Origin of the sequence: Amycolatopsis melonis (genome assembly GCF_040064235.1) — a bacterium.
Lineage (GTDB): Bacteria > Actinomycetota > Actinomycetes > Mycobacteriales > Pseudonocardiaceae > Amycolatopsis > Amycolatopsis melonis.
Genome location: NZ_JBDZYD010000009.1, coordinates 213539 through 233222 on the forward strand (window position 1 = coordinate 213539; position 19684 = coordinate 233222).

Genomic DNA, 19684 nt, shown 5'->3' on the forward strand with positions numbered 1-19684 from the left:
CTCCCAGCGTGCGCCTCAGGGTATACGCGAATCGGGCAAACTTCAACGAGACGTCGAGCGATGGTTTCGGTTAATTTCGGACCGGCCCCGCGACGACCGGTTTCCCGTCCCGCCAGAAGAACCGCGGTTCGGTGCCGGTTTCCCAGATCGGCAGGTACGTGACGCGGTATCCGAGGTAGTACGACACGCCGGGCTGCGGCTCGGCCCCGGTCAGGCGGGCGACCTGCTCGCCGTCGACCCGGTGCTCGCCGTCGTAGACCACCTCGGGGCCGAGGCCGAGCACCTCACCGGCGCGCGCGCCGGTGAGGTGCTTCAGGTCCTGCTCGACTGCCAGGGTTTCATCGGCATGAAACCCGTACAGCTGCCACACGTCATCTCCCGGGGCGGCGGTTCTTCACCGGCTTGCTGGTCTGGTCACCGGTGTCCGGGTCGAAGCCGCCGAGGTGCTCCTCGTCGCTCTTGCGGTAGCACTCTACCTCGCCCTTCTTCGAGTCCCATTCATAGATCTTCTTCTTGTCCTCCCACCGCGCCCGGCCGTTCTTGGGCGATACGCGGGCGGGATTGCCCAGCCCCGGCAGGGACGTGGGCGGCGGTACCGGCTGGTGGGCGTTCGACCGGTTGCTGCTCGCCGCGTAGTAGTCGACCGCCTTGTCGATGATGGCGACCACCACCACGACCACGATCACCACGGCCACCGCGGTCGCCAGCAGCGAGATCGCCGCCGCCGGGGCGAGCAGTGCCGCCAGGAAGGCCCACTTGCCGTCCGGGTCGACCTTGTTCAGCGGATCGCCCTCGGCGTAGGCGTAGCGCGAGTCCGTCTGCTCGAACTGCGGGTCCACGGTGAGGAACTGCGCCGTCGCCGGGTCGTAGAAGCGGGCACGCAGGTACACGAAACCGGTTTCGGCGTCGGTGTACTGGCCGGCGTACTGCAGCGGCGTCGCCGCCGTGCCGCCGTGCGTGCTCGCCCCGTACTCGGCGTAGGAGTAGGTCCCCGCGATCTTGCCCGCGTTGTCGGTCAGTGCCCGCGTCGAGCCGATCTGGTCGTGGAAGAACCAGAGCGTCGAGCCGGACCCGAGCTGGGCGATCGGCGCGCCGTTCGGGCCGTACACGTAGCTCGACGTGCCGTCCGAGAGCAGGTTCGGCACCGGGCCCGCGCCCCAGGTGAACGCGGTCGACGCCGTGCCCACGGTTTTGCCGGTGCGCAGCCCGTCACCGTCGTAGCGGTAGGTGGCGTTCGACGGCCCGGTCACCGAAGTGAGCCGGTTCGCCTGGTCGTACCCGTACGCCGTGGCGGCGCCGGTGGCCGGGGTGGCCTTCTTCCGGTTGCCCTGGCTGTCGAACTCGTACTTCGTGGCGCCGGACGGCGGGGCCGCGCAGTCCGGGTTCGCGACCGTGCCCGACGGGAGCGTCCAGCACAGCTGGTTCGCCGGGTCGAACGCCAGGGTTGCCGCGCCGAGCCCGACGGGGTTGTCCGCGGCGTCCACTTTGTACTGTGCCGTGGCCGCTCCGGTCGTCGCCGACGCCAGCTGTCCCCGCGGCGAGTAGCCGTAGGTCTGCGCCGCGCCCGGCAGGCCGGACGGCGTCAAGCCCGACAGCTTGTGCGCCGCGTCGCGGCCGTAGGTCAGCGAGGCCAGCGTGGCCGTGCCCGCCTTGAGCGTCGACGACGTGAGCGTGCCGCTGTCGTCGAACCCGTTGGTCACCACCGTTCCGTTGGGGTAGGTGGTCGTCTTCAGGTCGCCGTCCGGGCCGTAGCCGAACCCGGTGCGGTTGGCGTTCCAGTCGGTGACGGTGGCGAGCCTGCCCGCCTTGTCGAAGGTCTGGACCACCTTCTGTGCGGCGCCACCGGGATAGGTGATCGCCGTCGGGTGCCCCGTCTTGTCGTACTCGTACCCGATCTTCGCCCCGGAGCCGCGGGTGATCCCGACCGGTTCGCCGAACGCGTTCAGGTCCCAGGTCGTCGTCCCGGTGCCGTCGGTCATCGACGTCCGCTGCCCGGCGGCGTTGTAGCCGTAGGTGACCTTCGGGGTGACGCCGTCGGAGTACGACACCGACGTCAGGTGGTCGGTGGCGTCGTAGCCGTTGGTCGTGACCCGGCCCGCCGGATCGGTCACCGTCAGCGGATTGCCCACGCCGTCGAGCTTCGTGGTCGTGCTCCGGTTGTCCGGGTCGGTGACCACGGTGCGTCGTCCCTGGCCGTCGTAGCCGAACACCGTCCGGCGGTTCAGGCCGTCGACCTGCGCGGCGACCGTGCCGTCCGGGTGGTACTCGAGCACCTCGGTCGTGCCGTCCGGCCTGGTCGTCTTCACCGGCCTGCCGGTGGCGTCGAAGGCGAACTGCGTCGTCTTCTTCAGCTCGTCGGTGTAGGAGACCTTGTTGCCGTCGGCGTCGAACCCGGTGGCCGTCGTGTTCCCGAGCGGGTCGGTGGTGCCGGTGACGTGACCCTGCGCGTCGTACCGGACGGCCGAACAGCCCTTCGCGGGCGGCACGCAGCCGGGGCCGACGCCTGCCGCGGACCCGGACGGGCTGACGATCGACGTCACCCGTCCCGTCCCGGTGTCGTAGCCGAACTGCAGCTTCCCGCCTTCGGGGTCGGTCGTGGCGACGACGTTGCCGAACGCGTCGTAGGCGTGCGTCGTCGTGTTCCCGCCGGCGTCGAGCACCCGGCTGCGGTCGGCCGGGTGCGCCGCGTCGTCGTGGAAGAACTCGGTCCTGCGCGCGGCGTCCTGCCCCGCGACCGTGGTCGAGGTCAGCACCCGCTCGCCCGCCGCGCCTGCCGGGAGGTGGCCCGGCTCGTCGTAGCCGTTGGTGGTGCGCACCCCCCGTGGGTCGATCGACGTCAGCAGGTTGCCGTGGTCGTCGTAGGCGAACGCGGTGGTGAACCCGTTGGCGTCGCCTGCCGAGACGAGGTTGCCGTGGTCGTCGTAGCTGAACGTCCGCGTGTGCCCGTTCGGGTCGGACAGCGTGGACACGCCGAGCGTCACCGGGTCGTAGGTGTAGCTCCACGTCCCGGCGTCCGGCCCGCCCGCGCCCTTGGTCTCGGAGACCAGCAGGCCGTTGGCGTAGGTGTAGAGCGTCTTGCGGCCGGTCGGGTCGGTCACCTGCGTCTGGCCCGCCTGCAGCCCGCCGTCGGGGCCGTAGGTGAACGTCGTCGTGTGCCCGGTGGGATCGGTCTGGGTCTTCACCCGCTGGGCGCTGTCGTAGACGTTCGTGGTCACCGGCACCGGCGTCGCGGTGCTGCCGAAGTGCCGCGGCGTGCGCAGCGTCGTCATCAGGTGCGTGTCCGGCGCGTAGCCGAACACCGTGTGGTCGTCGTCCTTGAGCGACGGCGTCCGGGTGGTGCCGACGCCGTAGACGTCGGTCAGGTTCCCCGCGGCGTCGTAGCCGTAGGTCACCTTGCGGCCCGCGGTGTCCTCCAGCGCGGTGATGTGCGAGCCGGTCCAGGTCAGCGTGTACTTGCGGCCGGCGGGCTCGGTGATCGTGCTCAGATGCCCGGCGCCGTCGTAGGCCAGCGTGGTCGCGTACGGCGGGTTCGCCTTCGTCCCGGCGAGGTCGGTCTGCGAGAGCAGCCGTCCGGTCGCCACGTCGAAGGTGAAGACGTCCTTGCCGCGCCGGGTGAACACGTACGTCGAACCGGACTTCACCAGGGTCGCGTCATAGCGCGGCGCCGACGGCGCGTAGCTGCCCGAGGTGTTCAGGAACGTGACCGACGAGCCGTCCTCCTGGCGCAGCGTGACGTTGCCGGTGGCGCCGTCGGTCCTGGCGCTCGCGTTGTACGAGTAAGTCCAGCCCCAGCCGAACGGCCCGTCGGCGGCCAGCGCCTTGCCGGGACCGTTCGGGTCGGCCAGCGCGGAGGCGTACGTGCGGGTGAACTTCAGCGGTGCGCCGCGGCCCGGGGTCGCCAGGTCGGTGAACGTCTCGCCGAAGTAGCCGGTCGCGGTGTCGACCGGGTCGCCTTCGGTCCGCCTGCTGCAGCCACATTGGACGAACGCGGGATTGCTGCCGTTCGGGGCGTCCTGGATGCCCGGCGGCCCGCCGATCGGCGCGCCCGGCGTGCCGCCCATCGGGATGAAGGCGACCGCGTCGTAGGCGACGTCGAAGTTGTAGAGCAGGTCACCGGCACCCGGGAGAGTGGTGCTCTTGTTGGACAGCTGGACGTTGCCGCCGTTCTGCATGGCGAACGTCCCGATGGTGACCCATTCCTCGGAGTCCCAGTGCTGGTTGACCCGGATCTTCCACGGGCTCACCCCGCCGCCGGGGTTGATCTGGTAGACGACGTTGGTCGCCGACGCGCCGAGCGCGGGAATGTGGATCTTGATCTTGTAGTACTGCAGCTTCGGCAGGTTCGGCGTCCAGGTGCCGGTGTTGATCAGCGCCGGGTTGCTGCCGTCTTCGGTGTGGGTGAACAGGATCCGGCCGCCGAAGCCGGAACTCAGCTGGTGGGTGTCGACGGCGCCGATCGGGTCGCCCGCGGAGTTCGTGCCGTAGGCGTAGTCGAAGGTGCCGCCGTTGGACCAGTTCGCCGCGCCGCAGCCGGCCAGGTTGACCGGCGGGCTCGGCTGCTCGTCGACGATGATCGGCGGCCCGTTGCCCGCGTCGGGCACCTTGCCGTCGAGCGCGCACGTCGGCGGGTGCGGGTTGGCCACCCGCGGCTCGGTGGACCCGGCGCCGACGCTGTAGCTGCTGACCGCGCAGTTCGCCGCGCAGTTGTTCACCCAGGTGACCGGCTGGTGCCACCAGCACTGGAAGCTGTCGAGCATGCAGTGGCTGGCGCCCGGGTTGGTGGGGTTGGTCGCGTTCGGGTCGCAGCGGTTGTCGGGCGAGCAGAACGTCGTGGTCGGCGGGATCCGCAGCCAGTTCGCGCCGCCGCGGTAGTCCGGCGGGGCGAACGCCCGCACGCCGCCGCGGATGATCGGGCTGCCCATCCAGCCCATCACCCGTTCCTGGTACGGCCAGCTCGACGGGTGCTTGGCGTCGTCGTAGGTGTCCTGCAGGTAGGGACGGCGGTTCGGCGGGTAGTCGAGGTTGGCCGGGTTGTTCGTCCAGCCCAGCCCCCAGGTGCCGGACGGCCCGGTGCAGGACGGGCCGGGCGTGCAGCCGGTGGTGTTGCCGTTGGCCGCGTTCGGCTGGATGCCGCTGTTGTACGCCCACGCCGCGAGGTACCAGTTCTCGAGGTAGCGCGGGTTGCCGCCGTTGGCGGTGATGCCCGCGTCGTAGAGCTGGTTCCAGATCGACTGGAGGATCTGCAGGCCGGCGGCGATGTTCTCCTCGTAGTCGACGGCGATCTTCGTCTGCCCGTTGGGGGAGTAGCTGCTGTTGTCGCCCGCCCGCATGCCGGTGGTGACCTGCGTGACGCCGTAGCCGCAGTCGGCGGAGCCGTAGTCGATGGAGACGATGTCGCCGTGGGCGCCGTAGTAGTCGGCGACCAGCGGGCCGCCCGCCATGCCGGGGATCGCGTGCCAGGACGCCTGGCTGTAGTTGCTTTCCTGGGCCATGATCGCCTGCATCACCGAGCGGGGCACCGAGTCCCAGGTGTCACCGTCCGGGTGCTTCAGCGGGATCTTCGGGAAGTCCGAATTGGACGCATAGGGGTTCAGGCCGAGGTTGGCGAAGTTGGCCGGGCGGCCGAGCGAGCCGGTGAGCAGGTTCTGCTGCGCCATCTGCACGGCCCAGCTGAGCTGCTCCGGCGACGGCTGCGGCACCTGGCGGTTGCGGTCCAGCCGCGGCACCGAGCAGGCCGGGGTCTGCGCCTGGGTGGCCTGGGGCTGTGCCTGGGTGGTCTTGGTGGGTGCGGTGTCGCCCTTCGGCTCCGGCTTGCCCACGCGGGGCCGGGGTTCCTTCCCGGCGCCCTCGGGCACGAACTGCGCCACCGAGGTGTCCGGGACCGCCCTGGCCGCGGCCCGCGGGCGGGACAGCACGGCGCCGGTCTTCGTGGCCAGCAGGACCGGCTCGGCGCGCAGCGGGTCGGCGGCCGGGCCGATCGCGGCGTCGCCGTCGAGGGAAACGGCCGTCACGCCCTTCGGCAGCGCCGCCGTCTTGACCTGGACCAGCGCGGTACCCGGCTCGACGCGCTCGGCGCCGCCGACCACGGTGCGTCCGGCGCGGCCCTGGAACAGGCGCAGGGATGCGGCAGGACCGGAGCCCAGCTTCGTGACCCGGCCGTCCTTGGCGTGCCGGATCCCCGCCGCCGGTGCTCCACTGTGGAGGGTCAGGAAGTCGACACCGCCGTCGGCGGCGGGCCGCAGCTCGTAGGCGGCGCCGTCGAGCTGCGCGATCCGCTGGAGCTTCCCCTTGCCGTCCACTTTGACCAGTGTCGGGCCCGCCGCACCGACGACGCCTTCGCCCGTGGGCACGGCCGACGTCACCTGCCCGTCCACAGTGGACTTGGAAAGCACCTTGCCGGTGGGCAGGTCCACGGTGAGCAGCTGGGTTCTGGCCTGGTCGGTCCCCGGGTTCAGGGTGAACACCGCGTCGTCGCCGGTGCCGCAGCCCGGCGAGTGGTACTTCAGGCCGACCCCGGCGGCGACTGGGCGGACCGCGCCGGAGGACAGGTCCACGGAGTAGGCGAACGCCCCGTGGTCCCGCGCGGTGTTCAGGTTGACCGCGGTGCGGGGCAGGATCGCCACCGCGGCGAACTTCCCGTCGCCGGAGACACACTGGTAGCCCGTCCACGACTCGTCGTCGAGCCCGGCCGGGCGCAGCACGGCGAGGTCCTGCCAGGCGAACCCGGACTTCTCCCGCGCGACCTGCAGGTGGTAGCCGGCCCCGTCGCCGAAGCCGTCGACCAGCACGTCCGCCGAAGCGGCCGCGCCGGGCCCGAAGTCCGCGGCCGTCCCGCCCGGCTTGGCCGTGACGGCGGCAGCGCGCGCGGGCGCCGCCTCGGCGGGCGACACCCCGGCGGCAAGCAGGACGGCCGGCAGCAGGGCGGCGATCCAGCTGGATCTCGGACGTGCTGCGGGCGCGGATTTTCGAGGCATTCGATCCCCCAAGTCCCCATGAGGCGCTTTCTGCGCGGAGCGGACAGTAAAGGAAAAAATGCCGCCGCGGAACTCCCATTCGAGGGAGGAACACCATGCCCGGCCGTGACTCGCAGCACAACGTCCCGACCGGTTTCAGCCAGGGCCGAAACCCTTGACCGCCAGGGCGTCCGGCCGCACGCTGGGCCCGCTCGACGCACCACGGAAAAGGGGATCGAACGTGCACAGATCGCTGCTCGCCCGGGCTTTCGGGATTCTGGCCCTGCTCGTCACGACGCTTTCGCTCGGAACGGCCACGACGGGCGTGGCCTCCGCGAGCACCACGGCGAGCTGCTCACACGCCGGCTGCCGCGGCCTGGACCCGCAGGCGTCCGGCTGTTCGTCCGGCGCGTACACGCTCGACAGCTTCACGGCTCACTGGGGTTCGTACGTCGAGCTGCGGTTCTCCCCGGACTGCGGGGCGTACTGGACCCGCATCACCCCGGCCCGCAACAACCGCGACTACACCGCGTGGACGCAGGCGTCGAGCGACAGCTCGTACTACGAGACCCGGGTGTCGGGGAACTGCTGGTACAACGGCACCGGCGTCCCCTGCGACGCGGTGTGGACGCCGATGACGACCAACGCGCTGGTCCGCTCCTGCCACTCGTCCGACGCGTACGAATGCACCGACTGGCACGTCACGAGCATGGGCTGAGCGCGCGGGCCCGCCGAGCGGCCTGGGGGTGGGCTCGGCGGGCTCCGGTCACCGCCGCATCCGTGGATCCTGCGACGGGTCGGCGTACATCGGCGGGCACCCGTGCTCGATGGCTTCGGGCCGCAGTTCGTAGTGCCACGGCTCGTTCCGGAAGATCTGGCACAGCCCATAGGCCGCGCCGTGGCGGGACAACCATGTCCGGGCCGCTGGCGGGCCGATGTCGACCGCGTTTCCCGACACGTGCGGGGACGTCTCCGGGGTGGCCACCCAGCGGGCCGCTTCCCTTTCCGACCCGTAGCGGGAAATCGCGCCGGCGAGGAGCCGGGCCTGGTACTCCGGGGAACGCCAGCCGCCGTTGACGACGAATTCGACGCCGTCGTCCGCCGCGGCCTTCGCCGCCTGGCGCAGGGCCGTGAGCAGGGCCGGATCCAAGTTGGCCACGGCAGGGACGCCGTCGTCGAAGACCGTCGTGCCGTCGGGAACGGCGCCGTGTTTCGTGCCTTCACTGTCGGTCATACCACCAGTCAAGGCAGCGGGCCATTGCGAGCCCGTATCGCGTTTCCGATATGCCCGCGATATCCCCGGCTCGTAGGATCGAACGGGTGCGCGTGCTGATCGTCGAGGACGAACCCTATCTGGCCGAAGGCATCCGCGACGGGCTGCGCCTGGCCGCGATCGCGGCCGACATCGCCGGCGACGGCGACACCGCCCTGGAACTGCTGAGCGTCAACGCCTACGACATCGCCGTCCTCGACCGCGACATCCCCGGCCCGTCGGGCGACGAGATCGCCGCGCGGATCGTCGCCTCCGGCAGCGGCATGCCGATCCTCATGCTCACCGCCGCCGACCGGCTCGACGACAAGGCCAGCGGGTTCGAACTCGGCGCCGACGACTACCTCACCAAGCCGTTCGAGCTGCGGGAACTCGTGCTCCGGCTGCGCGCGCTCGACCGCAGGCGCGCGCACAACCGGCCGCCGGTGCGGGAGCTGGCCGGGCTGCGGCTGGACCCGTTCCGCCGCGAGGTCTACCGGGACGGCCGGTACGTCGCGCTGACCAGGAAGCAGTTCGCCGTGCTCGAAGTCCTGGTCGCGGCCGAAGGCGGCGTCGTCAGCGCCGAAGAGCTGCTGGAACGGGCGTGGGACGAGAACGCCGACCCGTTCACCAACGCCGTGCGGATCACCGTCTCGGCCCTGCGCAAGCGGCTCGGCGAGCCGTGGGTGATCGCCACCGTGGCAGGCGTCGGCTACCGCATCGACGTCGCGCCGGGGGACGGCCGTGGCTAGGCGGCCCGGGCTGAGCGTCCGCCTCAAGCTCACCCTCAGCTACACCGGGTTCGTCATGCTCGCCGGGGTCCTGCTGCTCGCCGCCATGGGCGTGTTCCTGCTGGCCTACCAGCAGCTGGGGCGGGAAACCCTGGGCGTGGTGATCTCCCCGCCGGGCCGGGAGCTGATCCGGGCCTTCGCGCCCGCCGCGGTCGCGGTGCTGCTGTTCCTGCTGGTCTTCGGCCTGTCCGGGGGCTGGTTCCTGGCCGGCCGGATGCTCGCCCCGCTCAACCGCATCACCGCCGCCACCCGCACGGCCGCGACCGGCTCGCTGTCGCACCGGATCCGGCTGCCGGGCCGCAACGACGAGTTCCGCGAGCTCGCCGACGCCTTCGACACCATGCTCGCGCAGCTGGAAGCGCTCGTCGCCGAGCAGCAGCGGTTCGCCGCCAACGCCTCGCACGAACTGCGCACCCCGCTGACGGTCATGCAGACGCTGCTCGACGTCGCCCGCAGCGATCGCGGCCACGACCCCGCCGAGCTGGTCGAGCGCCTCCACGTCGTCAACGCCAGGGCGATCGAGCTGACCGAGGCGCTGCTCCTGCTCAGCCGTGCCGACCAGCGGTCGTTCACCCCGGAGGAGACCGACCTGTCGCTGCTGGCCGAAGAGGCCGCCGAAACGCTGCTGCCGCTGGCGGAAAAACGCGGCGTCAGCCTGGAAACCGCGGGGGAGGTGGCGCCCGCGTCCGGCTCACCGGCACTGCTGCTGCAGATGACCACCAACCTGCTGCACAACGCGATCGTCCACAATGTCCCGGACGGCGGCACCGTGCGGCTCACCACGTCGGCCGGTGCCGGATCCGCTTGGCTCACCGTCGAAAACACCGGCGAGCCGCTGGCGCCCGAGCTGATCGCGACGCTCGCCGAGCCGTTCCGGCGCGGCACCGGCCGCATCCGCACCGACCAGGCGGGCGTCGGGCTGGGCCTGGCCATCGTCCGGAGCATCGTCCGCGCCCACGACGGCACCCTCGCCCTCGAACCCCGGGACGGCGGCGGCCTCCGCGTCACCGTGCGGCTGCCGTCGTGATCTCCTTGCGGTAGGTGTGCGACGTCTTCGTCCGCCGGAAGCCGATGTCCTGGTAGAACCGGTGCGATTCGGGGCGCGTGACGTCCGACCGGACGACGACGGTGCGCAGGCCGCGCCGGGCCAGCCACGCTTCGGCGGCGGCCACCAGGACGCGGCCGACGCCGGAGCGGCGGGCGGCGGTGTCGACGACCAGCCCGGTGATCTCGCCGAGGGCGTCGTCGTGCAGCACCAGCCGCCGCTCGACGGTGACGAAACCGTCCACACGGGATCCGTTCACCGCGACGAGCACCGCACGGGTGGCACCGTCCACAACGGACACCAGTCGCGCGGCCACCGCGTCGGGTTCGCTCGGGTAGCCGAGCTGGGCCAGCAACACGGTCAGCCGGGGCACGTCGGTGGCGCGGGCCGGGCGGACGGTGGTCATGCGACGGGGAAGTCGAAGTAGGTGTCCGGATAGGGCTCGCCGCTGAGCGTGTAGTGCCACCATTCGCGGTCGTACCGGCGGAACCCGCAGGACTCCATGATGGAGCACAGGTGCCGTCGGTTGGCCGCTTCGGCCGGGGTGATCCCGCTCGCGCCGTGGTGGGACACCGGGTCCATCAGGTCGTGGTGCCCGCCCATCGCGGCGAGCTCGCCGGTGGCCAGGTGGTAGAGCGTCAGGTCGACGGTGCTGCCCCGGCTGTGCCCGGACCTGGTGGCCACATAACCCTTCTCGAACATCTCCGCCCGGTCGATCCGCGGGTAGTGGCGTGCCTTGGTCCGGCCGTCCTCCGGTTCCTGCGCCCAGCGCAGGAAGCAGTCGACGGCACGCTGCGGGCGGTAGCCGTCCCACAGGAGAAGGCCGAAGCCGAGCGTCTCGGCCTTCTCCTGTGCCCGTTCCAGCGCCGCGCACAGCGCCCGCGTGCCGATCACCCGGTTGGCGAGGTAGCCGTCCACCGGCTTGCCGGTGAAGTTGTCCCAGGTGGCGTACTTGGCGTCCCAGCGGAGGCCGGGGACGAACTCGTCGACGAAGACGAAGTCGTCGTTCATCGTCACTTCTCCGCCAGCGCCGCCGCGACCAGCCGGTCGACCATTTCGGACGGACCGATGCCGGCGGCGGTCATCATCCGGGGGTAGCGGCTGTAGGAGGTCATGCCCGGCAGGGTGTTGACCTCGTTGAGGATCACCCGGCCGTCCTCGGTGAGGAACATGTCCACCCGCGACAGTCCACGGCAGCCCAGCGCGCGGTAGATCGCCTTCGCCGTCTCCTGGACGAGCGCGCGCTGCTCCGGCGGAATGTCGGCGGGCACGACGAACGTCGCGTTCTCCGAGCCACTCTCGGGGTTCTCCTCCTGGTGGATCCGGAAGAAGCCGTGCGACAGCGCAACCCGGTCCACCTCGCCGACCGTCAGGTCCGGGTCGTTGCCCAGCACGGCACAGCCGATTTCGGCGGCCTGGACGGCGGCTTCGACGAGAACCTTCGAGTCGTACTGCCGGGCGACCGCGACGGCCTCCGCCAGCTCTTCCCCGCGGGAGACCTTGCTGACGCCGAAGGACGACCCGGACCGGGCGGGCTTGACGAAGACGGGATAGGTGAAGTCCGCGGGATCGGCCTTCTCGTCGCCGTCGAGGATCCGGAACTCCGGTGTGGCGATCCCGGCGTTCGCGGCGACGACGTAGGCGAGCGACTTGTCCATGCACAGCGCGGAACTGGCGATGCCGCACCCGACGTAGGGAATGCCGGACAGCTCCAGCAGACCCTGGATGGCACCGTCCTCACCGGACTTGCCGTGCAGCACGGGCAGCACGACGTCCAGGCCGATCGTTTCGTACCGGCCCTCGTCGAAGACGAGTAGGCCGTGGACGCTGCTGTCGGGGGAGAGCACGGCGGGGCGGCAGGGACCGGTCTCCCAGTCGGTGGCCGGTCCGTCGCAGAGTTTCCAGGCCCCGCTCATCGTGATCCCGACGTAGTACGGCTGGTACTTTTCGGTGTCGACGTGCCGCGCGATTTCCTGCGCCGACTTGACGGAGACGGGGTGTTCTTCGGAAGAGCCTCCGAAGAGGATCGCGATCTTCAGTTTAGCCATGCTGGTTCCCGCTTTCGAAGTTCAGGCAGTTGAGGAGGCTGTTTTCGACGGTGTCACGCAGGGCGTGGTCGGTGTAGTAGGCGGTGTGCGGGCTGATGAGCACGTTCGGCATTTCCTGCAGCCGCGCGATCAGGCTGCTTTCCGGCAGTTTCCGGCGGCAGTCGGCGTAGAAGACCCCTTCTTCCCCTTCGACGACATCCAGCGCGGCACCCCCGAGCCGCCCGCTTTCCAGCGCGGCGACGAGGGCTTCGGTGTCGACGAGCGGACCACGCCCGGTGTTGACGACGACGGCGCCGGGCTTCAGCTGCGCGATCCGGAACCGGTCGAGGAGGTGGTGCGTTTCGGGCGTGAGCGGGGTGTGCAGGGTGACGATGTCGCTCAGTTGCAGCAGTTCGTCGAGCGGAACATAGTCGGCGGAGTTCCGCGGCCGGCTGTCATGGGCAAGCACCCGGCACCTGAACCCCCGCAGCCGATCCATGACGGCAACACCGATCCGCCCGGTACCGACGACCCCGACGGTCAGATCCCGCAGTTCTTTCCCGCGCACGGCACTGAGCCGGTAGTCGTGGGCATCCGTCCGCCGCAGCACGGATTTCGCATCCCGCAGCGTCATCAGCATGAGCATCAGGGTGTAGTCGGCCACGCTGTCGGGCGAATAGCTGACGTTTTCCACGACAATGCCGACACTCGCGGCGTATTCGACATCGATGTGGTTGCACCCGATGCTCCGCGTGGAGATGTATTCGACACCGGCTTTGCCGAGAGCCCGCAGGGTCGCGTTGGTGATCCGGTGCTTGTGCCCGACACTGACACACCGGTTCCCGACGGCGAGCACGGCATTGTCCTCGGTGACGCCGGCTTCGGTGATGGTCGCGGCGACACCGCACCGGGAAGCCATCTCCCGGAAGAGGCCGGCCTCGTCAGGGCCGCACCCGTAGACGGTGATCCCGGTGCCGGGAAAGTCCACCAGCACCCGGCCCCCGGGGCGCGCTGGTTCGCTGTCGGTCATACCCCCGAGTCAAGACGGGAGCATGTTGCGGGCCCGTATGCGGTTTCCGATATACGGGCGATATGTGGCCGGAGGAAGCCGCTAGCCTGCGGCATGAGCTACGACCTGTTCGCCCAGGCCTTCGCCGGCGGTGACGCGGCCCCGATGCCGTCGTCGGCCTTCGCCGTGTTCCTGCCGTACGTCGACCGGGCGGACTCTGCGCGTCATCACTGGCACGTGCACACCCCGGACGGCGGCGAGGCCGACATCCACGCCGACGTGACGCCCGGAACCTTCAGCGGCTTCATGATCAACCATTTCTCGGCGGGGCAGCCGCTCGACCTGCTTGCCGAGTTCGCCGTCCGGGCCGGCGCCGTCATCATGGTCCCCGGCGGCCCGTGGCTGCTCACCGCCGAAGCCCAGCGCGGCGAGCTGCCTGATGACCTGCCGGGCACTGCGGTCCTGATACGCGACGGCGGCGATCTCCGGCAAGCCTTGGAACTCCGCTGATGCTGTCGCCGCGGGAGCGGACCGTCGTGCTGCTCACCTGCTGCCTCAGCGTCGTCGTGGCCGGGCTCGACACCACGATCGCCAACGTGGCGCTGCCCTCGATCCGGCAGGCCCTGCACGCGCCGGTCAGTGGGCTTCAGTGGATTGTCGATGCCTACGTCCTCGTCATCGCCTGCCTGCTGCTGTTCTCCGGCTCGGTCGCCGACCGGTTCGGCAGGCGGCGGGTGTTCCAGGCCGGGCTCGGGCTGTTCTCGCTCGGCTCCTTCCTCTGCGGCCTCGCGCCGACCCTCGGGGTGCTGATCGCCGCCCGTGCGCTGCAGGCGGTGGGTGGGGCGATGCTGAATCCCGTTGCCATGTCGATCATTGCCACCACCTTCGGCGACCCGCGGGATCGCGCCAGGGCCGTCGGCACCTGGGGTGCCGTCGCCGGGCTGGGGGGTGCCTGCGGGCCCGTGCTCGGCGGGCTGCTGGTCAGCGGCTTCGGGTGGCGCTCGATCTTCTGGGTCAACGTGCCGATCGGGATCGTGGCCATCGTCCTCACGCGGAAGTTCGTGCCCGAGTCGCGGGCCGCGCGGCCACGGTCGTTCGATCCGCTCGGGCAGCTGCTCGTCGTCACCTTCCTCGGCCCGCTCACCGCCGCCGTCATCGAAGGGCCCCGGCTCGGCTGGGGCTCGCCGGTGATCGTCGCGCTGTTCGCGGTGGCCGCCGTCTCCGTGCCCGGGCTCGTCGTGGTGGAACGGCGGCGCGCCGAGCCGCTGGTGGACGTCCGGTGCTTCCGCAGCCCGGCCTTCTCCGGTGCGGCGGTCATCGCGGTGGCTGCCCTGCTGGCCGTCGTCGGGTTCCTCTTCCTCAACACCCTCTACCTGCAGGAAGTCCGCGGCTTCAGCGCACTGCGCGCCGGCCTGCTCACCATCCCGATGGCCGCCGCCGGGGCAGCCTGCGCGACGATCTCGGGCCGCATCGTGGCGGCCCGGGGCGCCCGGCTGCCGCTCGTGCTGGCCGGGGTGCTGCTGACCGCCGGAGCCGGATTGCTCGCCGGAACCGGACCCGATACGGGCATGGGGTACCTCATCGGCGCCTATCTGGTGTTCGGGGCGGGATTCGGACTGGTGGGGACGCCGATGACCAACGCCGCCCTGGCGGGAATGCCGCGTGACCAGGCCGGAGTCGCCGGGGCGATCGCCTCGACCTGCCGCCAGACCGGCGGCGCGATCGGTGTGGCGGTGTGCGGTTCGCTCGTGGCGAGCGGTGCGCCGAGCTGGGTTGCGTGGACCGTCTTGGCTGGTTGCGGGGTGGTGACGGTGCTGCTCGGCCTCGTTTCGACCGGGCACTGGGCCCGGGAACCGACCACGGCGACCCGATGAGCACGGCAGCACCGGGGGGGGGGCGGGTTCCCCTGACGAATGAATCAGCCACCCTGAGGTCGCGGGTCTTCGGCAGGCACGATACGTTGCGCGCAACTTGACGCGGTCGGCCGCTGCCGGCCGACCAGAGCCGCCGGAGGGCCTGCCGGTCCGACGGCCACCCCTGAATCCGGAGAAATTCACCATGACAAAGCTCGGCGGAGAAAACGGCGGCTGAAGCCTGCTCAGTCCTCGATCAACATCCGCGCTGCGTCGCGAGGCTTCACCTCGAGGCGCATGCCGAGTTCCCGGCCGGGAGTGAGACCCAATCCCGTGAAGGTGTAGGTCTTGCTCTCGTTCGGGTTCTCCGTGCACCGAATCTCGAAGGAGTCGCTCGGCTCCTCGAAGCCGATCGGCTCGCAGTAGGCCTCGTGCCCGACCGGCAGCGTGATCCGGTATTCCGCGAACTCGACGGGCATCAGCTTGTTGAACTTGAATACGAACTCCTCGGGCTCGCGGCGCTTGACCAAGGGGGCGCACTTGCCCGGCCAGAACCATTCGATCTCCACTTTGATGTCCGCGCCCATCTTCACCGGCGCCCGCAGGTGGCAAATCAGCTCGAAGCGGCCATCCGTCAGCCAATTGACCGTGGCGCGCCACGAAGTGCCGCGTTTTTCCTCCAGCAGCAGGCTCCGCACCTTGACCCGGACCTGCTTCTGGACTGCTTTCGGCTGCTCCCAGCGGGCCCCGAACTTCAGCGGGAGAAAATACAGCTCGCGGCGCATCGACACCGCGTGGATCCGGATGACCTCCTTGGCGCTGCCGTCCGCGGCGATCACCGCGGCCTGCCGCCAGCTGAGCACCCGGGCCACGTAGCCATGTCGTTCCCCCAGGAACCGGCAGTACCGTGACAGCAGGAAACGATCTTCGTCGGCCTGCTGCTTCAGCCGCGCGCGGTCATGCAACAACACCAATGCGAAAGTCAGCGCCAGCAGGATCATGAGAAGCAGCGCGGAGAGCTTGATCGCCGGCACGCCCGGAACCGCCGCCACGGCCACCGAAAAGCCCAGAACCGCGAAGATCGAGCGAACCGTCGCGGCTGCCCCGCGAGCCAGTAACTGTCTGTCGAACCACTCAATAAGACTCTTCAGCATCGCCGGAGCCTTTCGCGCATACAGCTTCGACACGTACCTGCAAGTCAGCCGATGGTAGGCGGGGTGTTGACTGCTCGTAAACCGAAGAGAGCGCTTCGTAACCTCCGGGCTGCGAATCGCAGCTGGACAGGCGACGTTTTCGCCTGTGATTCCGGGCGGCGATCTCGGTACACGTAAGTGACGGACAGCGGGCTCCCTCGCGCGCGGAGCCGGGGGTGGAGGCGAGACCTGAGTCACTTGAAACCCATACCCCCTAGGGGTACTGTCATCCTCAGCTCAACCGAAGGAGGACGCCATGACCACCAGCACCTACACCGTCACCGGCATGACCTGCTCGCACTGCGTGGCCTCGGTCAGCGAAGAGGTCGGCGCCATCGATGGCGTCACCGAGGTCGCGGTGGACCTGCCCACCGGGGCCGTCACCGTCACCAGTAGCCGTCCGGTCGACGACGCGCAGGTCAAGGCCGCCGTCGAAGAAGCCGGGTACCAGCTTGCCGGGTAGGCCCGGCCTTCATACGAGGAAGCAGACATGAACACCACAGCACGGCTCGCCGTGTTCGGCGGGGCGCTCGTCCTGCTCGCCGCCGGCGGGTTCGCCGTCGGGAACGCCGCGGGCCCAAAACCGGCGGCGACCGGTGAACACGTCGAGGAACACGCCGGCGAACACGCCGGTATGGCCGCCCCGGTGGACGACCTGCCGGGCGGGCTGGCCTCGAGCCGGGACGGCTACACCTTCTCCGTCGCCGACCGGACTCCCACGCCCGGCCGGTTCTCCTTCACCATCACCGGGCCGGACGGCAGGCCGGTGACCGCTTTCGACGTCGAACACGAAAAGAAACTGCACCTCATCGTGGTCCGCCGGGACACCGCCGGCTTCCGGCACGTCCATCCCGAGATGGCGCCGGACGGCACCTGGAGCGTTCCGCTCACCCTGTCCGCCGCCGGTTCCTACCGGGCGTTCGCCGACTTCGCGCCTGCCGGTGGCAAGCCGGTCACCCTCGGGACCGACCTGTCCGTCGCGGGTGACTACCAGCCGGCGAGCTACGCACCCAGCCGCGTCGCGAAGGTCGACGGCTACACCGTCGAACTCGCCGGGGACCTGACCGCCGGGAAGACGTCGCCGCTGACGCTGACCGTCTCGCGCGACGGCGTTCCGGTCGCCGGGCTGCAGCCCTACCTCGGCGCCTCCGGGCACCTGGTCGCGCTGCGCGAAGGCGACCTCGCCTACCTGCACGTCCATCCCGCGGGCGCCGACGGGGCGCAGGTGAAGTTCGCCGCCGAAGTTCCCAGCGAGGGCACCTACCGGCTGTTCCTCGACTTCAAGCACGGCGACGTGGTGCGGACCGCCGAGTTCACCGTGCCGACGGCGGGGAGGGCGTGATGACCGAGATCGAACTCGCGATCGGCGGCATGACCTGCGCGTCGTGCGCGAACCGCATCGAACGCAAGCTCAACAAGCTCGACGGCGTCACCGCTTCGGTCAACTACGCCACCGAAAAGGCGCGCGTGCAGGCCCCCGAGGGCGTCGACTCGGCCACCCTGGTGGCCACGGTCGAGGCCGCCGGGTACAGCGCGACGCTGCCCCAGCCGGAGCAGCCCCAAGAGCCGGAGGGCGAGGACGATCCGACGAAGCCGTTGCGGCAGCGCCTGATCACCAGCGCCGTCCTCGCGGTCCCGGTGATCCTCCTGGCGATGGTGCCCGCACTGCAGTTCACGTACTGGCAGTGGATCTCGCTGACGCTGGCCGCGCCGGTCGTCACCTGGGGTGCCTGGCCGTTCCACCGTGCCGCGTGGACGAACCTCCGGCACGGCGCGGCCACCATGGACACGCTGGTGTCCCTCGGCGTGCTCGCCGCGTTCGCGTGGTCGTTGTGGGCGCTGCTGTTCGGCACCGCGGGCCTGCCGGGCATGGTGCACCCGTTCGAGCTGACGATCGCGCCGTCGGACGGTGCGGGCAACATCTACCTCGAGGTCGCCGCCGGTGTCACGACGTTCATCCTCGCCGGCCGCTACTTCGAGGCGCGGTCGAAGCGCCGCGCCGGTGCCGCGCTGCGTGCGCTGCTGGAGCTGGGCGCGAAGGAAGTCGCCGTGCTGCGGGACGGCGCCGAGGTGCGCATCCCGACGTCGGCGCTGGCCGTGGGGGACCGGTTCGTCGTGCGGCCCGGCGAGAAGATCGCCACCGACGGCGTGGTCGAAGAGGGCAAATCGGCCGTCGACGCCTCGATGCTCACCGGCGAATCGGTGCCGGTCGAGGTCGGCGAGGGCGACGCGGTCACCGGGGCGACGGTCAACGCGGGCGGGCGGCTGGTCGTGCGCGCAACCCGGGTCGGGGCGGACACCCAGCTGGCGCAGATGGCCAAGCTGGTCGAGGACGCCCAGAGCGGCAAGGCCGAGGTCCAGCGCCTGGCCGACCGGGTGTCCGGGGTGTTCGTGCCGATCGTCATCGGGCTGGCGGCCGCCACCCTCGGCTTCTGGCTCGGCACCGGCGCCGGCACGGCGGCCGCGTTCACCGCGGCGGTCGCCGTGCTGATCATCGCCTGCCCGTGCGCGCTCGGGCTGGCCACGCCGACGGCGCTGCTGGTCGGCACCGGCCGCGGGGCGCAGCTGGGCGTGCTGATCAAGGGCCCGGAGGTCCTGGAGTCCACGCGCCGCGTCGACACCGTCGTGCTCGACAAGACCGGCACGGTCACCGCAGGCCGGATGACGCTGGTCGGCGTCCACGTCGCCGACGGCGTCGACGAGACCGAGCTGCTGCGCCTGGCGGGCGCTCTCGAGGACGCGTCGGAGCACCCGATCGCCACGGCGATCGCCCGCGCGGCCCGCGAACGGACCGGCGAGCTGCCCGCCGTCGAGGACTTCACGAACGTGGAAGGCCTTGGCGTGCAAGGGATCGTCGAGGGACACGCGGTCCTCATCGGACGCACGGCGTTGCTCGAGGACTGGAGCCGGCCGCTGCCGGACGACCTCGCCGCCGCGAAGGCCGCGGCGGAGGAACGCGGGCACACCGCGGTGGCGGTGGCCTGGGACGGCGCGGCGCGCGGCGTGCTCCTGGTCGCCGACACGGTGAAGCCGACGTCGGCCGAGGCGATCTCCCAGCTGCGCGAGCTGGGCCTGCACCCGGTGCTGCTCACCGGGGACAACGCCGCGGTCGCGCGGGCGGTGGCGGCGGAAGCCGGCATCGACGAGGTGATTGCCGAGGTGCTGCCGTCGGACAAGCTCGACGTCGTCAAGCGGCTGCAGGACGAGGGCAAGGTCGTCGCGATGGTCGGCGACGGCGTCAACGACGCGCCGGCGCTGGCCCAGGCCGACCTCGGGCTGGCCATGGGCACCGGAACCGACGTCGCGATCGAGGCGAGCGACATCACCCTGGTCCGCGGCGACCTGCGCGCGGTGGCCGACGCGATCCGGCTGTCCCGCCGCACGCTGCGCACGATCAAGGGCAACCTGTTCTGGGCGTTCGCGTACAACCTGGCGGCGCTGCCGCTGGCCGCGGCGGGCCTGCTGAACCCGATGATCGCGGGCGCGGCGATGGCGTTCAGCTCGGTGTTCGTGGTGGGCAACAGCCTGCGCCTGCGGGGTTTCACCTCGCGCGCCACGTCCTGA

At 70.7% G+C, this 19684-nt stretch carries 16 protein-coding genes; 8 read left to right on the forward strand and 8 right to left on the reverse strand.

Annotated elements, in window-relative coordinates; all coding sequences use genetic code 11:
* Positions 1-70 precede the first annotated feature (70 nt).
* Positions 71-370, reverse strand: coding sequence for a hypothetical protein (locus tag ABJI51_RS24795; protein ID WP_348953796.1), 300 nt, complete (start codon positions 368-370; stop codon positions 71-73).
* Position 371: 1 nt separating this feature from the next.
* Positions 372-6974, reverse strand: a complete 6603-nt coding sequence (locus ABJI51_RS24800; protein ID WP_348953797.1) for an RHS repeat-associated core domain-containing protein — start codon at positions 6972-6974, stop codon at positions 372-374.
* 220 nt (positions 6975-7194) lie between these two features.
* On the opposite strand from ABJI51_RS24800, the gene ABJI51_RS24805 reads away from it, so the two are divergent.
* Positions 7195-7671 (forward strand): DUF2690 domain-containing protein, encoded by a 477-nt coding sequence (locus ABJI51_RS24805; protein ID WP_348953798.1) that lies wholly within the window; start codon positions 7195-7197, stop codon positions 7669-7671.
* 48 nt (positions 7672-7719) lie between these two features.
* Here ABJI51_RS24805 and ABJI51_RS24810 read toward each other — a convergent pair whose 3' ends face one another.
* Complete coding sequence (locus ABJI51_RS24810; RefSeq protein WP_348953799.1) at positions 7720-8187, reverse strand: M15 family metallopeptidase; 468 nt, start codon at positions 8185-8187, stop codon at positions 7720-7722.
* Between the two features lie 86 nt (positions 8188-8273).
* Here ABJI51_RS24810 and ABJI51_RS24815 point away from each other — a divergent pair, with 86 nt between their 5' ends.
* Complete coding sequence (locus ABJI51_RS24815) at positions 8274-8954, forward strand: response regulator transcription factor (protein ID WP_348953800.1); 681 nt, start codon at positions 8274-8276, stop codon at positions 8952-8954.
* The gene (locus ABJI51_RS24820; protein WP_348953801.1) at positions 8947-10020 is read left to right on the forward strand and encodes a sensor histidine kinase; all 1074 of its coding nucleotides are present in this window, start codon (positions 8947-8949) and stop codon (positions 10018-10020) included. Before ABJI51_RS24815 ends, ABJI51_RS24820 begins: the two co-directional genes overlap by 8 nt.
* On the opposite strand, the gene ABJI51_RS24825 is transcribed toward ABJI51_RS24820, so the two are convergent.
* Genes ABJI51_RS24825 through ABJI51_RS24840 form a run of 4 tightly spaced genes read right to left on the reverse strand, consistent with a single transcriptional unit; the run spans position 9998 to position 13095 of the window.
* Positions 9998-10444 (reverse strand): GNAT family N-acetyltransferase, encoded by a 447-nt coding sequence (locus tag ABJI51_RS24825; protein WP_348953802.1) that lies wholly within the window; start codon positions 10442-10444, stop codon positions 9998-10000. The genes ABJI51_RS24820 and ABJI51_RS24825 overlap by 23 nt on opposite strands.
* On the reverse strand, positions 10441-11049 hold the full coding sequence (gene vanX / locus ABJI51_RS24830) for a D-Ala-D-Ala dipeptidase VanX (RefSeq protein WP_348953803.1): 609 nt from the start codon (positions 11047-11049) through the stop codon (positions 10441-10443). Before vanX ends, ABJI51_RS24825 begins: the two co-directional genes overlap by 4 nt.
* 2 nt (positions 11050-11051) lie before the next feature.
* Complete coding sequence (vanA, locus tag ABJI51_RS24835) at positions 11052-12086, reverse strand: D-alanine--(R)-lactate ligase (RefSeq protein WP_348953804.1); 1035 nt, start codon at positions 12084-12086, stop codon at positions 11052-11054.
* Positions 12079-13095, reverse strand: a complete 1017-nt coding sequence (locus ABJI51_RS24840) for a D-isomer specific 2-hydroxyacid dehydrogenase family protein (protein WP_431605660.1) — start codon at positions 13093-13095, stop codon at positions 12079-12081. Before ABJI51_RS24840 ends, vanA begins: the two co-directional genes overlap by 8 nt.
* Before the next feature lie 93 nt (positions 13096-13188).
* On the opposite strand from ABJI51_RS24840, the gene ABJI51_RS24845 reads away from it, so the two are divergent.
* Entirely contained in the window at positions 13189-13584 is a 396-nt protein-coding gene (locus tag ABJI51_RS24845; protein ID WP_348953805.1) for a hypothetical protein, read from the forward strand.
* Positions 13584-14948 (forward strand): MFS transporter, encoded by a 1365-nt coding sequence (locus ABJI51_RS24850; RefSeq protein WP_348953806.1) that lies wholly within the window; start codon positions 13584-13586, stop codon positions 14946-14948. The genes ABJI51_RS24845 and ABJI51_RS24850 overlap by 1 nt, the downstream gene beginning before the upstream one ends.
* Before the next feature lie 224 nt (positions 14949-15172).
* Here ABJI51_RS24850 and ABJI51_RS24855 read toward each other — a convergent pair whose 3' ends face one another.
* Positions 15173-16114 (reverse strand): hypothetical protein, encoded by a 942-nt coding sequence (locus ABJI51_RS24855; RefSeq protein ID WP_348953807.1) that lies wholly within the window; start codon positions 16112-16114, stop codon positions 15173-15175.
* Positions 16115-16376: 262 nt separating this feature from the next.
* On the opposite strand from ABJI51_RS24855, the gene ABJI51_RS24860 reads away from it, so the two are divergent.
* Genes ABJI51_RS24860 through ABJI51_RS24870 form a run of 3 tightly spaced genes read left to right on the forward strand, consistent with a single transcriptional unit; the run spans position 16377 to position 19684 of the window.
* On the forward strand, positions 16377-16583 hold the full coding sequence (locus ABJI51_RS24860; protein ID WP_348953808.1) for a heavy-metal-associated domain-containing protein: 207 nt from the start codon (positions 16377-16379) through the stop codon (positions 16581-16583).
* Between the two features lie 27 nt (positions 16584-16610).
* Positions 16611-17462, forward strand: coding sequence for a DUF8832 domain-containing protein (locus ABJI51_RS24865; RefSeq protein WP_348953809.1), 852 nt, complete (start codon positions 16611-16613; stop codon positions 17460-17462).
* On the forward strand, positions 17462-19684 hold the full coding sequence (locus ABJI51_RS24870) for a heavy metal translocating P-type ATPase (RefSeq protein ID WP_348953810.1): 2223 nt from the start codon (positions 17462-17464) through the stop codon (positions 19682-19684). The genes ABJI51_RS24865 and ABJI51_RS24870 overlap by 1 nt, the downstream gene beginning before the upstream one ends.

Excerpts from the sequence above, each read along its gene's own strand:
- ABJI51_RS24800 (WP_348953797.1), bottom strand. The coding sequence starts at position 6,974 with ATGCCTCGAAAATCCGCGCCCGCAGCACGTCCGAGATCCAGCTGGATC.
- ABJI51_RS24810 (WP_348953799.1), bottom strand. The coding sequence starts at position 8,187 with ATGACCGACAGTGAAGGCACGAAACACGGCGCCGTTCCCGACGGCACG.
- ABJI51_RS24825 (WP_348953802.1), bottom strand. The coding sequence starts at position 10,444 with ATGACCACCGTCCGCCCGGCCCGCGCCACCGACGTGCCCCGGCTGACC.
- vanX (WP_348953803.1), bottom strand. The coding sequence starts at position 11,049 with ATGAACGACGACTTCGTCTTCGTCGACGAGTTCGTCCCCGGCCTCCGC.
- vanA (WP_348953804.1), bottom strand. The coding sequence starts at position 12,086 with ATGGCTAAACTGAAGATCGCGATCCTCTTCGGAGGCTCTTCCGAAGAA.
- ABJI51_RS24840 (WP_431605660.1), bottom strand. The coding sequence starts at position 13,095 with ATGACCGACAGCGAACCAGCGCGCCCCGGGGGCCGGGTGCTGGTGGAC.
- ABJI51_RS24845 (WP_348953805.1), top strand. The coding sequence starts at position 13,189 with ATGAGCTACGACCTGTTCGCCCAGGCCTTCGCCGGCGGTGACGCGGCC.
- ABJI51_RS24850 (WP_348953806.1), top strand. The coding sequence starts at position 13,584 with ATGCTGTCGCCGCGGGAGCGGACCGTCGTGCTGCTCACCTGCTGCCTC.
- ABJI51_RS24860 (WP_348953808.1), top strand. The coding sequence starts at position 16,377 with ATGACCACCAGCACCTACACCGTCACCGGCATGACCTGCTCGCACTGC.
- ABJI51_RS24865 (WP_348953809.1), top strand. The coding sequence starts at position 16,611 with ATGAACACCACAGCACGGCTCGCCGTGTTCGGCGGGGCGCTCGTCCTG.
- ABJI51_RS24870 (WP_348953810.1), top strand. The coding sequence starts at position 17,462 with ATGACCGAGATCGAACTCGCGATCGGCGGCATGACCTGCGCGTCGTGC.